Source organism: Pseudomonadota bacterium (assembly GCA_040752895.1).
In the GTDB taxonomy this organism is placed as follows: domain Bacteria; phylum Pseudomonadota; class Alphaproteobacteria.
In genome coordinates, this window is record JBFMHN010000001.1 from 631,226 (window position 1) to 647,143 (window position 15,918).

The 15,918-nt window shown below is 64.0% G+C and carries 12 protein-coding genes and 1 pseudogene; 10 read left to right on the forward strand and 3 right to left on the reverse strand.

What is annotated here, in order from left to right; translation table 11 throughout:
- Nucleotides 1-38: 38 nt before the first annotated feature.
- Genes gatB through gatC form a run of 3 tightly spaced genes read right to left on the reverse strand, consistent with a single transcriptional unit; the run spans nt 39 to nt 3,255 of the window.
- On the reverse strand, nt 39-1,490 hold the full coding sequence (gene gatB, locus AB1781_03235) for an Asp-tRNA(Asn)/Glu-tRNA(Gln) amidotransferase subunit GatB (GenBank protein ID MEW5703585.1): 1,452 nt from the start codon (nt 1,488-1,490) through the stop codon (nt 39-41).
- Nucleotides 1,487-2,959 carry an Asp-tRNA(Asn)/Glu-tRNA(Gln) amidotransferase subunit GatA gene (gatA, locus tag AB1781_03240; GenBank protein MEW5703586.1) on the reverse strand — a complete coding sequence of 491 codons (1,473 nt, stop codon included), beginning with the start codon at nt 2,957-2,959 and terminating at the stop codon, nt 1,487-1,489. The genes gatB and gatA overlap by 4 nt, the downstream gene beginning before the upstream one ends.
- Before the next feature lie 8 nt (nt 2,960-2,967).
- A complete protein-coding gene (gene gatC, locus AB1781_03245; protein MEW5703587.1) occupies nt 2,968-3,255 on the reverse strand; it encodes an Asp-tRNA(Asn)/Glu-tRNA(Gln) amidotransferase subunit GatC in 288 nt (95 codons plus the stop codon).
- 86 nt (nt 3,256-3,341) lie between these two features.
- Between gatC and ruvX the strand changes: the two genes are divergently transcribed.
- From ruvX to rpmG, 10 genes and pseudogenes are all read left to right on the forward strand, one after another.
- Nucleotides 3,342-3,824 carry a Holliday junction resolvase RuvX gene (gene ruvX / locus AB1781_03250; protein ID MEW5703588.1) on the forward strand — a complete coding sequence of 161 codons (483 nt, stop codon included), beginning with the start codon at nt 3,342-3,344 and terminating at the stop codon, nt 3,822-3,824.
- A complete protein-coding gene (locus AB1781_03255; GenBank protein ID MEW5703589.1) occupies nt 3,821-5,035 on the forward strand; it encodes a CaiB/BaiF CoA-transferase family protein in 1,215 nt (404 codons plus the stop codon). The genes ruvX and AB1781_03255 overlap by 4 nt, the downstream gene beginning before the upstream one ends.
- Before the next feature lie 51 nt (nt 5,036-5,086).
- Entirely contained in the window at nt 5,087-6,052 is a 966-nt protein-coding gene (locus tag AB1781_03260; protein ID MEW5703590.1) for an aspartate carbamoyltransferase catalytic subunit, read from the forward strand.
- A complete protein-coding gene (gene pyrC, locus AB1781_03265; protein MEW5703591.1) occupies nt 6,049-7,350 on the forward strand; it encodes a dihydroorotase in 1,302 nt (433 codons plus the stop codon). Before AB1781_03260 ends, pyrC begins: the two co-directional genes overlap by 4 nt.
- Before the next feature lie 3 nt (nt 7,351-7,353).
- Nucleotides 7,354-7,974 (forward strand): glycerol-3-phosphate 1-O-acyltransferase PlsY, encoded by a 621-nt coding sequence (gene plsY / locus AB1781_03270; protein ID MEW5703592.1) that lies wholly within the window; start codon nt 7,354-7,356, stop codon nt 7,972-7,974.
- A pseudogene (gene dprA / locus AB1781_03275) lies at nt 7,974-9,094 on the forward strand (DNA-processing protein DprA). Before plsY ends, dprA begins: the two are co-directional and overlap by 1 nt.
- Nucleotides 9,095-9,139: 45 nt before the next feature.
- Nucleotides 9,140-11,812: a type I DNA topoisomerase gene (gene topA / locus AB1781_03280; protein MEW5703593.1), complete on the forward strand. Its 2,673-nt coding sequence runs from the start codon at nt 9,140-9,142 to the stop codon at nt 11,810-11,812.
- A 5-nt stretch (nt 11,813-11,817) separates the two neighbouring features.
- Nucleotides 11,818-14,070 (forward strand): ribonuclease R, encoded by a 2,253-nt coding sequence (gene rnr, locus AB1781_03285; protein MEW5703594.1) that lies wholly within the window; start codon nt 11,818-11,820, stop codon nt 14,068-14,070.
- A gap of 9 nt (nt 14,071-14,079) precedes the next feature.
- Nucleotides 14,080-15,612 (forward strand): S41 family peptidase, encoded by a 1,533-nt coding sequence (locus AB1781_03290; GenBank protein MEW5703595.1) that lies wholly within the window; start codon nt 14,080-14,082, stop codon nt 15,610-15,612.
- Between the two features lie 120 nt (nt 15,613-15,732).
- The gene (gene rpmG, locus AB1781_03295) at nt 15,733-15,900 is read left to right on the forward strand and encodes a 50S ribosomal protein L33 (protein MEW5703596.1); all 168 of its coding nucleotides are present in this window, start codon (nt 15,733-15,735) and stop codon (nt 15,898-15,900) included.
- Nucleotides 15,901-15,918 lie beyond the last annotated feature (18 nt).

Consider the following 15,918-nt stretch of genomic DNA (forward strand, 5'->3'; position numbering starts at 1 on the left):
CAGGCTACCGGGCCATAAGATTCCGGCAAACAAGCCGGCTATTCGGAAAGCTTCTTCTTGAGAATCTCGTTCACGAGCTGCGGGTTCGCCTTGCCCTGGGTCGTATTCATTACCTGGCCGACGAAATAGCCGAAAAGCTTTTCCTTGCCGCCTTTGTAGGCGGCCACTTTGTCGGGCTCGGAGGCAAGAACGTCAGCGATCGCGCTTTCGATGACGCTTACATCCGTCACCTGGCGCAGGCCTTTCGCCGCGACGATATCGGCCGCGGGCTTCCCGCTTTCGACCATTTCGGCGAAGACGTCTTTGGCGATTCGCCCCGAGATCGTCCCGTCCTCGATGAGCCCGACGAGGCCCCCCAGATTTTCCGCCGAAACCGGGCTCGCCGCGACGGTCGCGCCTTGCTTGTTGAGGGCCCCGAACAGCTCACCGATCACCCAGTTCGCGGCAAGCTTGGGGTCGCGCCCCTTCGCCGCGCGTTCGTAGTAATCGGCGCTTTCCTGGTCCGCCACCAGCACGCCGGCGTCGTAAGGCGACAGGCCGTAGGCTTCGATGAAACGCCGCTTCTTTTCGTCCGGCAGTTCCGGAAGCGTTTTCCGGATTTCCGCGACATAGGCCTCGGTCAGGCGAAGCGGCAAGAGGTCGGGATCGGGAAAATACCGATAGTCGTGGGCCTCCTCCTTCGACCGCATCGGCCGCGTCTCGCCCTTTGCAGCATCGAAAAGCCGCGTTTCCTGCACGATGTGGCCGCCCGCTTCGAGGATCGCGATCTGCCGGGCGGCTTCGTATTCGACCGCCTGCATGGCGAAGCGGACCGAGTTCACGTTCTTGATCTCGCAGCGCGTGCCCAGGGGCGCGCCCGGCCGTCGCATCGAAACGTTGACGTCGCACCGCATGGAGCCTTCCTCCATGTTGCCGTCGCAGGTGCCGAGATAGCGCAGGATCGAGCGCAATTTCCGAAGGTAGGCGCCGACTTCCTCCGAGCCGCGCAGGTCCGGCTCGGAGACAATTTCCATGAGGGCGACGCCGGCGCGGTTCAGATCAACATAGGTCTGGTTCGGGTGCTGGTCGTGGAGGCTCTTGCCGGCGTCCTGTTCGAGGTGCAGCCGCGTGATGCCGACCGTGCGCGTGCTGCCGTCGGGAAAGTCGAGCAGGACGACCCCTCGCCCCACGATCGGGTGATTCCACTGTGAAATCTGATAGCCCGCCGGCAGGTCCGGGTAGAAATAATTCTTGCGGTCGAAGACGGAGAAAAGATTGATCTCGGCCTTCAGGCCAAGGCCTGTCCGGATCGCCTGGCGGACACACACCTCGTTGAGGACGGGAAGCATCCCTGGCATCGCCGCGTCAACGAAGGAAACCTGCGTGTTCGGCTCGGCGCCGAAGGCCGTCGCCGCGCCTGAGAAAAGCTTCGCCTGCGAGACGATCTGGGCGTGCACTTCGCAGCCGATCACCATTTCCCACCCCTGGCCGCCGGTTGCCGCCTGCGTCATGCCCCGTCTCCCGGGCCTGCCAGATCGGGGGCGGCATCCTCCAGCGCTTGCGCGGCGCGAAGGACCGTCTCCTCGTCGAAGGCGCGCCCGATCAGCTGCAGCCCCAGAGGAAGCCCATCCGCCGAAAGGCCGGCCGGCACCGAAACGGCGGGCAGGCCCGCCAGGCTGGCCGGGACGGTGAAGACGTCGTTCAGGTACATGGCGATCGGGTCGTCCGTCTTCTCCCCGATCGGAAAAGCGGGCGTAGGTGTTGTCGGCGTAAGAAGAACGTCCACTTTCCGGAAGGCCGCCTCGAAATCGGCGGCGATCAGCGCGCGCACCTTCTGCGCCTTCCGATAATAGGCGTCGTAGTAACCGGCCGACAGCACGTAGGTGCCGATGAGGATCCGCCGCCGCACTTCCGGGCCGAAACCCTCGGCGCGGGTCTTCTTGTACATATCGGCAAGGTCCTTGCCCGCGACCCGAAGGCCGTAGCGGACGCCGTCGTAACGCGCGAGATTCGAGGAGGCTTCGGCCGGAGCGATGATGTAGTAATCGGCAAGGGCGTATTTCGTGTGGGGGAGTGAAACCTCGACGATCTCGGCCCCGCCCTCCTCCAGCCACGCCCGGCCCCTTGCCCATAGATCCCGGATCTCCTGCGCCATGCCGTCCACCCGGTATTCCTTCGGGATGCCGACCTTGAGCCCGCGAACACCCGCCTTAAGCGCTGCCTCGTAATCGGGAACCGGCAGATCGGCGGAGGTCGAATCCTTGGGGTCGAAGCCCGCCATCGCACCCAGCAGGATGGCCGCGTCCCGCACGGTACGCGCCATCGGGCCAGCCTGATCGAGGGAAGAGGCGAAGGCGATGATCCCCCACCGCGAGCAGCGGCCATAGGTGGGTTTCAAGCCGACGATCCCGCAGAAGGCGGCGGGCTGACGGATGGAGCCGCCGGTGTCCGTGCCGGTAGCGCCGAGGCAAAGCCTGGCGGCGACGGCCGCCGCCGAGCCGCCCGAGGAACCGCCGGGAACGAGCGGGCGCATGTCGCCCCGACGCCGCCAGGGATTCTCGACGGGGCCGAAATAGCTCGTCATGTTCGAAGACCCCATGGCGAACTCGTCCAGATTCGTCTTTCCCACCAGCACGGCGCCGGCTTCCCACAGGTTTGCCGTCACCGTCGATTCGTAAGGGGGCGTAAAACCATCCAGAATGTGGGAGGCGGCGGTCGTGCGGACCCCTGCCGTGCAGAAAAGGTCCTTCACGGCGAGCGGGACGCCTTCCAGCGCCCCGCCTTCGCCCCTGGCAAGGCGTGCATCCGAAGCTTTGGCCGCGGCAAGCGCCCTTTCCGGCGTTTCCGTGATGAAGGCGTTGAGGCCGCGCCCCGCCTCAGCCGCCTTGAGGTGGGCGTTAACAAGCTCGCTGGCGCTGAAGTCTTTCTTGCGCAGGCCCTCGCGCGCCGCGGCGATCGTAAGGTCGGTCAGCCTCACCATGAAGCGGCCTATTCCACGACCTTTGGCACGGTAAAGAAGCCCGCCACGCGCTCCGGCGCGTTGGCGAGGATTTCTTCGCGGCGATCGGGTTCCGTGACCTTGTCGGCGCGCAAGCGCAAGCCTTGGGCGGCGACCGACGTCATCGGCTCGACGCGCGCGGTATCAATTTCCTCAAGCTGCTTGACCCATTCGAGAATCTGCGAAAGCTCGGCGGCAAGCTCTGTCAGTTCGTCCGCATCCACGTGCAGGTGGGCAAGCGAGGCGATGCCTGCCACAGTGGCCTTGTCCAGCGACATGCGGTAAATGTCTCCTGATCAGTAACGTCGGAATGCTTTGAAAACCGGGGCATCCGGTAGAATATCGACGGAAGGTATCACCCGGCATGGCGATCTGCAACCTTATGGAACTCCGGCAACGCCTGAATCCCGGCGAGCGTCTCATCGGTTTCGACGTCGGGGAAAAAACTATCGGGCTTGCGCTTTCCGATCCCTCCCTTGCCATCGCCACGCCGTTTGAAACGCTGCGGCGAACCAAGTTCCGCGAGGACGTCGAGAAGCTGAAGCACCACGTCCGGGCGAACGCCGTCGGCGGCTTCGTCATCGGCCTGCCGATCAACATGAACGGAACGGAAGGACCGCGCTGCCAATCCACCCGGGCGTTCGCCGACAACCTGCTTCGGGAGATTGATCTTCCACTCGTCTTCTGGGACGAACGCCTGTCAACCGCCGCCGTGACGCGCACGCTGATCGAAGCCGATCTTTCCCGCAATCGCCGCCGCGAAGTCGTCGACAAACTCGCCGCCGCATACATCCTGCAAGGATTGCTCGATTTCTTTGCCACATCAAAAGAGAGAATGAATACGTGACCAGCCCGCTTCAAGACCTGCGCGTTCTCGACTTCACCCGCGTCCTCGCCGGACCTTTCTGCACGCAGCTTCTCGGTGATTACGGCGCCGACGTCATCAAGATCGAACGCCCCGGCGCCGGCGACGATACCCGGAAATGGGGTCCTCCCTACCTTAAGGACACGCACGGCAGCGATACGGCGGAAAGCGCCTATTACTTGAGCGCCAACCGGAACAAGCGCTCGGTCGCGCTTGATCTCGCGCAGCCGGAAGGCCAGGCGCTAGCCAAGCGGCTGATGGAGAAGTGCGACATCGTCGTCGAAAACTTCAAGGTCGGCACCCTTGCCAAATACGGCCTTTCCTACGACCAGGTGAAGAAGGACTTTCCCGGCCTGATCTACTGCTCGATCACCGGCTTCGGCCAAACCGGTCCCTACGCCCATCGGGCGGGCTACGACTACCTGGCCCAGGCGATGGGCGGCTTGATGAGCATCACCGGCGAGCCGGAAGGCACACCGATCAAGGTTGGCGTCGGCGTCTGCGACATCATGGCCGGCATGTACGCGGCAAGCGCGATCCTTGCCGCCCTTCACCGGCGGAGCCAAACGGGCAAAGGCGAATATATCGACATTGGGCTTCTGGATTCGCAAATCGGCTGGCTCGTTTACGAGGGCCAAAACTACCTGTGTTCCAGGAAGGTGCCGCAGCGACAGGGGAACGCGCACCCCAATATCGTTCCCTATCAAACCTTCCAGGCGGCGGACGGCCATCTCGTGCTGGCGGTCGGCAACGACCGCCAATTCCAGAAGTTCTGCGGCTTCGCCGGGTGTCCCGAGCTGGCAACCGACCCCCGTTTTGCAACCAACCCCATGCGGATCGCAAACCGCGAGGAGCTCACCCGGCGCCTTGGCGATATCATCTTACAAAAGCCGGTTAACTACTGGACGGAAGCTCTGGAAAAGATGGGCGTACCGGCAGGACCGGTGAACAACATCCGAGAAGCGTTCGAGGACCCGCAGGTCCGGCATCGAGGCATGAAGATTGCGCTGCCGCACGTCTTGCGGGAGGCGCCCGTCGATCTGATCGGGAACCCGGTCAAGCTGAGCGAGGCACCCGTCTCCTACCGCTTGGCCCCACCCACCCTTGGCCAGCACACGGAGGAGGTTCTGGGCGAGCTTCTGGGCATGGCCGCATCGGAATTCGTCACGTTGCAGAAAAAAGGTGTCCTCTAGGCTCACCCCTTCTTGCCGAACGCCGGGCGAGCGGCGTATAGTGCCGCTTTGATGAAGAAGACTGACGCCACCACCTCTTTTCCCCATCGCCACCTGCTGGGGATCGAAGGCCTTTCGGCGGGCGAGATTTCCTTCCTCCTAACCCTTTCCGAATCCTACGTCGAACAGAACCGCCAGGCGAACAAGAAGCGCTCGCTTCTGCAGGGCCGCACGGTCATCAACCTGTTCTTCGAAAGCTCGACACGCACGCGCACCTCCTTCGAGCTTGCCTGCAAGCGTCTCGGCGGCGATGCAATCAATATGACCGTTTCCACGAGCGCCATCAAAAAGGGGGAGACCCTGATTGACACGGCGATGACGTTGAACGCGATGCACCCGGATGTCCTTGTCGTGCGCCACTCCCACAGCGGCGCCGTGCAGCTGCTTTCCGAAAAAGTCACCTGCTCGGTCATCAACGCGGGCGACGGCAGCCACGAGCACCCGACGCAGGCGCTGCTGGATGCGTTGACTATCCGCCGGCGGAAGAAAAAACTGCAAGGCCTTCGCGTGGCGATTTGCGGCGACGTGCTGCACAGCCGCGTGGCGCGCTCGAACATCTACCTTTTGAATACGATGGGGGCCAGCGTGCGCGTCGTGGCACCGGAAACCCTGCTGCCGCCCCAGATCGAACGGCTGGGCGTCGAGGTTTTCCACAACATGGCAAAAGGACTTAAGGACTGCGACATCGTCATGATGCTGCGCCTTCAGCGCGAACGCATGAACGGAAACTTCATTCCCTCCACGAAGGAATACTTCCGCTTCTTCGGACTGGACGCCGGGAAGCTTGCCAACGCCAAACCGGACGCGCTGATCATGCACCCCGGCCCCATGAACCGAGGCGTCGAAATCGACAGCGAAGTGGCCGACGACATCGGCCGCAGCGTCATTCACGAACAGGTCGAGATGGGGGTTGCCGTCCGCATGGCGTGCCTGGACGCCCTCACCCGTTCAGCCGCGGACGGAAAGACGGCGCCATGACGGTGAACGGCAAAACCGCCTATGTGAACGCCCGTCTCCTCGACCCGGCCAGCGGGCTGGACGCGCGGGGGGCGCTGCTGACGGAGGGAGAGACCATCCTCGATTTCGGTGAACGCCTCTTCGCGGAAGGCGTGCCGGAAGGCATCGCGCAGGTGGATTGCGAAGGCCATTGCCTGGCCCCCGGCCTGATCGACGCCCGCGTTCAGCTTCGCGAACCCGGCGACGAACATAAGGAAACGATCATGACGGCCAGCCTCGCCGCCGCCGCCGGTGGGGTGACGACAATGCTGTGCCTGCCCAATACGCAGCCCCCTATCGACGACGTCGCCCTCGTCGAACTCGTGAAACACCGGGCGCGCGAGGCGGGCCTCGTCAACATCCGCCCCTTCGCCGGCATCACGAAAGGGCTGGCGGGCGAACAAATCACGGAAATGGGCCTGCTTAGCGAAGCGGGCGCGGTGGCGTTCACGGACGGGATTACGGCGGTCAAGAACACGCTGGTCTTCAAGCGCGCCTTGAGTTACGCCCGCACCTTCGATCTTCTGCTCGTCCAGCACCCGGAAAACTCGGACCTAGCGAGCGCCGGCACGATGAACGAAGGGGAAATGGCGACCCGGCTCGGGCTTGCCGGCATTCCCACCGCCGCCGAGACGATTCTCGTCGAGCGCGACCTTTGCCTTCTTGCCAACACCGGCGGGCGTTATCACGCGGCTCATCTTTCGACGGCGGATGCGATCGACGCCATCCGCCGGGCAAAGGCAAGAGGCCTCCACGTCACCTGCGAGACGGCGCCGCCTTACTTCGCGCTGAACGAAACGGCTGTCGGCGACTACCGGACCTTCGCCAAACTCTCGCCACCGCTGCGCAGCGAGGCCGATCGGGTGGCCATCATCGAGGGCCTGAAGGACAACACGATCGACATGATCGCAAGCGATCACGCCCCCCACGACCAGGACAGCAAGCGGCTGCCTTTCGTCCAGGCCGAAAACGGCGTCATCGGCCTGGAGACCCTGCTGCCGTTAACGCTCGAGCTCTACCACAACGGCTCCCTCCCGCTGCTCCGCGCGCTTGCGGCGCTGACCGCGGCGCCGGCCCGCATCTTCCGTCTGGCCGGCGGCGCGCTGGCCAAGGGAAAGCCCGCCGACCTCGTGCTTTTCAACCTGAACAAGCCGTGGAAGATCGCCGTCGATAAATTCCGCAGCAAGTCGAAGAACTCGCCCTTCGACGAGCGGCCCGTGCAGGGTTACGTGCTGCGAACGGTTGCGGCCGGGCGAACGGTCTATAGGCGGGAGCCATAGAGGATGGGCTGGGCCGCCCACGTCTTGTCGGTTGAGGCGTTGATGGCGGTAGCGCTTGGCTATGCGCTCGGTTCCATCCCCTTCGGGCTTTTGCTGACGCGCCTGGCCGGGCTTGGCGATATTCAGAAAATCGGCTCCGGCAACATCGGGGCGACGAACGTGCTGCGCAGCGGATCGAAAAGCCTTGCCCTCGGCACACTGCTTCTCGACGCCGGCAAGGGGGCGGCGGCCGTCGTCATCGGCGGCGCGCTCGGCGGGCCGTTCGCGCTGATCGCGGGTGCTGCCGCGGTCGCCGGCCACATGTTTCCGCTCTGGCTCGGGTTCCGCGGCGGCAAGGGCGTCGCCACGACGCTTGGCGTGCTGCTGGCGTATGCCTGGCCGGTGGGCGGCATCGCCTGCGCCGTGTGGATTTTGATCGCCGTGCTCTTTCGGTACTCCTCCCTTGCCTCGATCGTTGCCATCGGTACGGCGCCGGCTTTCGCTTTTGCCCTCACCGATACAATGTTCACCGTCTTCACGGTTCTGATCGCCGTCCTTGTCCTGCTTCGCCATCACGCCAACGTCCGACGGCTGATCCGGGGGGAAGAATCCCGGATTGGGAAGCGGGCGACACCGGAGTCCTGATGCCGCCGCGCGCGCTTTCAGACAATGAGCGCCTCGACTGGCTCCGCCTGATCCGGAGCGAGAACGTCGGCCCCATCACCTTCTTCAAATTGCTCGAAGCCTACGGCTCGGCCGCCGCGGCTCTGGAAGCCGTGCCCACGCTTGCCAGCCGCGGCGGGCGGCGAAACCCGATCCGTCTTTTCCCGGTCGCCGAGGCCCTGCGCGAGATCGAGGCCCACACCAAGCTGGGCGCGCGAATGGTTGCCTTCGGCGAACCCGATTACCCGAAGGCGCTGGCGCAGATTTACGACCCGCCGCCGATCCTGAGCCTGCGCGGGCATACCCATCTTTTCGAGAAGCCCACCCTTGCCATCGTGGGCGCCCGCAACGCCTCAGCGAACGGCCGTCGGTTCGCCGAGAGGGTGGCGAGGGATCTGGGGCAAAACGGCCTTCTCATCGCCTCCGGCCTGGCCCGCGGCATCGACACGGCCGCCCACGAAGGCAGCCTCGCAACGGGCACCGTCGCCGTGCAGGCGGGCGGCGTCAATGTCCCCTACCCGGAAGAGAACACGCCTCTTTACGAACGGATCGTCGAGCAAGGGATCGTCTTTTCAGAACAGCCCCTCGGCACCGTGCCGCAGGCCCGCAGTTTCCCGCGACGGAATCGGCTGGTCTCCGGCCTTTCCCTCGGCGTACTCGTCGTCGAGGCGGCGCCGAAGTCCGGCTCGCTGATTACGGCGCGGATGGCGCTGGAACAGGGCCGCGAGGTTTTTGCGGTGCCGGGCTCGCCGCTTGATCCCCGCGCCCAAGGCGCGAACCATCTCTTGCGCCAAGGCGCCGTGCTTACCGAATCGGCCCACGACGTCCTGACAGCGCTCGCCGGGCAGCTTCGCAAGCCCCTTGAAGAGCGGGACCCCCCCGGCCGAAACCGCCGCCACCCTCGCCAGCAACCGACCACGAACTCGCACAAGCCCGCGAGGAAGTGCAGGGAATGCTAGGGCCTTCGCCCGTAGTGGTTGACGAAATCCTTCGCCGATGCCAATTGTCACCCGCCGTTCTAGCGACGGTTCTTCTCGAGTTAGAGCTTGCGGGCCGCCTTGAACGCCACCCCGGTAATCAGGTTTCGTTGCTGACTCTCTAGCCAGAAGACGGGATTTTAACACTTGGCAGCAGTGATTGCTTGCGCATGAGCCTTGTCATCGTCGAATCGCCAGCCAAGGCGAAGACCATCAATAAGTATCTCGGCAGCGGCTATCGGGTCGTCGCGAGCTACGGTCACGTGCGCGATTTGCCCTCCAAGGCGGGATCGGTGGAGCCGGGGGAAAATTTCGTCATGCATTGGACAGTGGACGCGAAATCCGAAACGCGAATCCAGGATATCGCCGACGCCATCAAGGGCACGAACCACCTTTATCTCGCAACGGACCCGGATCGCGAAGGCGAAGCCATCGCCTGGCACATCGAGGAAGTTCTGCGGGAACGCAACGCGCTTGAAAACGTCGAGGTGCATCGCGTCGTCTTTCACGAGATCACGAAATCGGCGGTGCTGGAGGCGATGGAGCACCCGCGCGCAATCGACCGCAAGCTCGTTGAATCCTACCTGGCGCGCCGGGCGCTGGATTACCTTGTCGGCTTTACGCTTTCGCCGGTGCTGTGGCGGAAACTTCCCGGCAGCCGTTCGGCGGGCCGCGTCCAATCCGTCGCCCTTCGCCTGATCTGCGAGCGGGAAGCCGAGATCGAGGCCTTCAAGTCGCAGGAATACTGGACGATCGAAGCCGCCTTCGAGACGGCGAGCGGCGAGAAACTTCCGGCCAAGCTGGTCGAACTCGACGGTCAAAAAATCGAGAAGCTGAGCCTGACCTCGGAAGCGACTGCGATGGCCGCGGTCCGCCGCCTGGAACCGCTTGACTTCGCCGTCACCCGGATCGAACGCAAGCAATCCCACCGCCACCCACAGGCGCCCTTTACGACATCGACGCTGCAGCAGGAAGCTTCGCGCAAACTCGGTTTCTCCGCCCGCCAGACGATGGATGTCGCGCAACGCCTTTACGAAGGGGTGGACATCGGCGGCGACACGGTCGGCCTCATCACCTATATGCGGACCGACAGTGTCCAGATGGCAAAGGAAGCGGTCGCCGCAAGCCGCGCCGCGATTGCCGACGGCTACGGCGAATCCTACCTGCCGAAGGCACCGCGCACCCACCGAAGCCCCGCAAAGAACGCGCAAGAAGCCCACGAGGCAATTCGCCCGACAGACTTTCGCCGCCGGCCCGATAGCGTCGCCAAGTTCCTCGGCGCGCAGCAGGCGAAATTATACGAACTCGTTTGGAAGCGGGCGATGGCGAGCCAGATGACAAGCGCGCTTTTTGACAATGTCGGCGTCGACATCACGGCTTCGGCCGGAAGAGACAGCTTTCGCGCAACCGGCTCCGTCCTCGTCTTCGACGGGTTTCTAAAACTTTACCAGGAGGGCCGCGACGAACCGGGCGAGGAAGAGGAAAGCAACCGGCTTCCAAACGTCGCGGAAGCGGAGCGGTTACCGCAAAAACAAATCCAGCCGGAGCAGCACTTCACCCAACCCCCGCCGCGCTATTCAGAGGCAAGCCTCGTCAAGCGCCTCGAGGAACTCGGCATCGGCCGGCCCTCAACCTACGCCTCGATCATCTCGGTCCTTCAGGACCGCGACTACGTCCGGCTGGAAAAAAAGCGTTTTACCCCCGAAGACCGCGGCCGCCTGGTTACCGCCTTCCTGGCCAATTTTTTCCAGCGCTACGTTCAGTACCACTTTACGGCCGAGCTCGAAGATCAGCTCGACGACATCTCTCAAGGCCGAACCGACTGGAAGCGGGTGCTGCACGATTTTTGGACACACTTCGAGCAGGCGGTTGACCAAACCAAGGATCTCGCGATCAAGGATGTGCTCGACGCCCTCGATCAGGCGCTTGGCCCCCACCTCTTTCCGCAAACGGATCCGAACAAGGACCCGCGCCTCTGCCCGGCTTGCAAGAAGGGGAAGCTTTCGCTGAAGCTCGGCAAGTTCGGCGCGTTTATTGGTTGCGCGACCTATCCGGAATGCCGCTACACCCGCCAGCTTGCCGAAGGCCTACAGGGGGAAGACGGCCTGGCCCTCGACGGCCCCCTCGAACTCGGCGAAGACCCCGAAACCGGCCTCAAGGTGACGCTTCGCAAGGGACCTTACGGGCATTATTTCCAACTGGGAGAAGCCGAGAAGAAAGGCGACAAGCCGAAGCGGGTTTCGCTTCCGAAGGATCGCGCGCCGGCCGAGGCCAATCTCGACTTCGCGCTGAAGCTGCTTCGCCTGCCGCGGGAGATCGGCACGCACCCGCAAAGCGGCCAGCCGATTCTGGCTGGGCTTGGGCGGTACGGTCCCTACCTCCAGCATGAAAAGGAATATCGGTCGCTGCCAAACGTCGAGGACGTGCTCACGATCGGCCTCAACCGCGCCGTCGACGTGCTGGCGACGCCGCCCGCGAAGCGGCGGGGAGCGGCGGCGCTGCGCGTGCTTGGCGCGCACCCCGACGACGGCAAACCGGTTACCGTCCACGACGGAAGGTACGGGCCTTACGTGAAGCACGGCGGCACCAACGCCACCATTCCGAAAGACAGCTCCCCGGACACCATCGCGTTGAACGACGCGCTACAGTTGCTCGCGGCCCGAAAAGAGCGCAAAAAGCAGAAAAAAGGCGCTAAAGGCCCCGCAAATAAGGACCGTTCGAACAAGACGAAGACGAAGACGAAGACAAAGACAAAAACGAAGACGAAAACAAAGAGAACGAAGAAGGCGGGGAAAAAGACGGCCGACGGCGCTTCGGCGCCCCCCGCATCAACAGACGATTGAGGCTCGTGTCCGCCAAAGAACGCCCACGACGAACGTTCCCGCGCAAAGAAGAAATCCTCGATTTCATCCGACAAAGCGCCTCGCCCGTCGGCAAGCGGGAGGTTGCCCGCGCCTTCCGCCTTTCCGGCCGCGATCGCCTGGAGCTGAAGACGCTGATCAAGCGGCTGCTGGAGGAAGGCGAACTCGTGCAGGCCGCAAACCGGCGCCTCGCCGTGCCCGAGGGCTTGCCCCCGGTTGCCGTTCTCGAAATTTCCGGCACGGATGCCGACGGCGAAGTGCTTGCCCGCCCGATCGCCTGGAAGGAGACGGAACCGCCGCCGCCAATCTATGTGGCGATGGAACGCCGCGGGCGCGCAGCGCTCTGGCCTGGTGAACGAATCCTGGCGCGGGTCCATCCGACGAAGGACGGGGCCTACACCGCCCATATCGTCCGCCGCATCGGCGCGGCGCCGGACCGTATCCTGGGCATCCTTGAAAAAACGACCGATGGCAGCGCCTGCCTCGTGCCGACGGACCGCCGTCACAAGCACGTCTATACCGTGCGGCAGGAGGATATAGGGAATGCCCACGCCGGCGATCTCGTCCGCGCCGAGGTCATGCATGCGTCCCGCCGCTATCGCGAGGTCCGAATCGTCGAGCGGCTGGGCGCTGCGAACGAAGCAGGCTCCGTCAGCCTCATCGCCATCCACAGCCACGACATCCCGACCGAGTTTCCGCCGGAAGCGCTGGCGCTGGCAAACCACGCCGGTCCAGCCGATGCGAGCGGGCGCGCCGACCTTCGAACGCTTCCTCTCGTCACGATCGACGGCGCGGACGCCCGCGATTTCGACGACGCCGTCTGGGCGGAAGCGGATGGCGATCCGAAAAACCCGGACGGCTGGCACCTCCTCGTCGCCATCGCCGACGTCGCCCATTATGTCCGCCCGGGCGACGCGCTGGACCGGGTCGCTTTCGAGCGTGGCAACTCCGCCTATTTTCCGGACCGGGTCGTGCCGATGCTGCCCGAATCGCTCTCGAATGGCTGGTGCTCGCTGAAACCCGGCGAGGACCGCTCCTGCCTTGCCGCGGATTTATGGATCGACGGCGAGGGCGTTCTGCTTCGCCATGAATTCCGGCGCGGCCTCATGCGCTCCGCCGCGCGGCTCACCTACGAACAGGTCGAACGCGCGCAGAACGGTTTCCCGGACGCGACGACCCTGCCACTTCTCGACCGTGTCATACGGCCGCTTTATGGCGCCTACGCGGCGCTTAGCAAGGCGCGCGCCGCCCGCGGCACGCTTGAACTCGATCTGCCGGAACGGAAAATGGAATTCGGGGCGCACGGCAAGGTTGCCGCCATCCAAACCGCCGAGCGGTACGCCAGCCATCGATTGATCGAGGAATTCATGATTCTCGCCAACGTCGCCGCCAGCGAAACCCTGGAAAGCCGTCGCACCCCCTGTCTGTACCGCGTTCACGACTCGCCGCCGCCGAACAAACTGGAACCGCTTCGCGAATTTCTCGCCTCGCTGAACCTGCGTCTGGCAAAGGGGCAAGTCCTTCGCCCGCACCATTTCAACCGCATCCTGCGCGAGGCCGCCGGCACGCCCTATGCCGAAATCGTCAGCCTCGTCGTCCTGCGAAGCCAGGCGAAGGCGGAATACAACCCGGAGAACCGCGGGCACTTCGGGCTGGCGCTGCGACGCTATTGCCACTTCACCTCGCCCATTCGCCGTTACGCCGATCTGATCGTGCACCGCTCCCTCATCCGGGCGCTTCGCCTGGGCGAGGACGGCCTTACGGCCGAAGCGGAAAACCGCCTGACGGCAATCGGCGAACATATCTCGCTTACGGAGCGCCGCGCGGAAATCGCCGAGCGCGACGCCGCTGACCGTTACGCGACTCTTTTTCTGAGCGAGCGCGTCGGCGCCGAGTTTGCGGCCCAGCTTACCGGCGTCACCCATTTCGGCCTTTTCGTCACCCTGGACGAAACCCGGGCGGACGGTTTCATCCCCATCCGCACCCTGGGCTGGGAACGTTTTCTTCACGACGCCATCCATCACGAGCTGATCGGTGAGCGCAGCCGGCTCACCTTCCGGCTTGGCGATCGGGTAAGGGTCCGGCTTGCGGAGGCGAACACGGCGACGGGAAGCCTGCTTTTCGAACTCGTCGAGGGCGGCCGGAAAGGCAAAGCGCGCGCGGCCTCCCCCCGCGGAAAAGGCCTGGCAAAACAGTCCCAAACCGGAAAAAAGGCCGCTCGGAGGCGGCGAACGCGCTAAGATTGGAGGATGGGCAAAGGCAGCAAATACCGGCCCGGCTGGAGTTTTCCGGCAGCCTTTCTGGCCGCTTTTTTTCTTGCGGCCTGCACCGGCGGCACCCCGCCCCCCGTCGCGGCAACGGACGGCCCCCTGCCGCAGGCCATCTTTGCCGCAGGCTATGGCGGCATCGCCGAGAAATATATCGAACCGAGGACGGCACGCGATATCGCGCTTGATGGGCTGCACGGACTTTCCGATGCAGACCCGGCGCTGGAGATCGAGGCAAGCGGTGATCTGCTCCGGCTCGACCGAGACGACCGACCGCTCCGTGTAGGTGTGGCGCCGACCGCACAGAATTTGGAGGGCTGGGCCTCCTTGAGTGCGGATTTCCTTGTTGCCGCGCTCACCAATCCAGCCGCCGGGGGCGAGAGGGATTCTCTCATGACGGCGATGTTCACGCGCGCGCTTGAAACGCTCGACTCCTATTCGCGCTACGCGGCGCCGAAAGCCGCCGTTCGCCAGCGCGAAAAACGGAAAGGCTTCGACGGAGCCGGGCTGTACGTCCAGAGGTTCGAAGACGCCTTCTTCATCACGGCAGTGATCCCGGAAAGCCCCGCCGCACTGGCCGGCGTGCGCCCGTCGGATGAAATTCTGGAAATCGACGGCGCGCCCGTCGCCGGGCTCGATCTGGAGGCCGTGCTGGACCGGTTGCACGGACCCGTCAACAGCACGCTTTCGCTTGCCCTTCGCCGGCGCGATACGCCAGCGCCAATCGGGATCACGCTCCAACGGCAGCACGTCTATTCGCCGACCGTCGAATACGAACGCCTTGGGGCCATCGCCTATTTTCGCCTGAGCAGTTTCAACCACGACACCGCCCAAAGCCTCGCCCGCCATATCGCCAAGGCGGAAATGGAGGCGGGAAAAAATCTTCGCGGCCTTGTCCTCGACCTGCGGGATAATCCCGGCGGGCTCATGGATCAAGCAATCGCCGTCGCCGATCTCTTCCTCGAGTCGGGCCGTATCGTTTCCACCCGTGGCCGACACCCGAACAGCAACCAAATTTACGACGCCGCCGCCGGCGACATTGTCGATGGCTTGCCCATCGTCGTTTTGCTGAACGGCAAGAGCGCCTCGTCCGCCGAGATCGTCGCCGCCGCCCTTCACGACCGCCGGCGCGCCGTGGTCGTGGGCAGCCGGTCTTACGGCAAGGGAAGCGTCCAGACGATCCTTCCCCTCCCCAACCAAGCGGAAATCACCCTGACTTGGTCGCATCTCTATAGGCCAAACGGCCAATCCCTGAACGAGGCCGGCGTCGCACCGGACGTTTGCACGGCGAACGCAAAAGGAAAAGAAGAAGACATGGAAGGCCTGCTCCGCGCCATGGCGCAGCCCGGCGGCCAGGGGGAAACCGCCTGTCCGCCGCTGCGAACGGAGAACCCTCTCGACCTCCCCCTCGCTAAACGGCTGCTGGGAAATGCCGAGCTTTATGCGAGCTTCTTCCGGGAAACCCCGGAAGAAATCGCCAGGGCGGGCGGCAAGATGGGCGAAGGAACGAGGTAACCTGGCGCCTGCCCCGGGGGCCGACCGCTTGCGAATCCGGCTTTCGACTTGACAGGCCTTGCGAAAAAGCTAAGTTTGCGCCGCCGAAGGCAGGCAAGAACCTGAAGGGCTCCTTCCAAAATGGCGAAATCGAACACCCTTTTGATCAAGCTGGTCAGCACTGCGGACACCGGATACTTCTATCTTCGGAAGAGGAACCCGCGGCAGCAGACGGAGAAGCTCGAGCTCAAGAAATACGATCCCGTCGTGCGCAAGCACGTCCTGTTCAAGGAAACGAAGCTGAAATAGAAGGCGCGGCTTAACGCC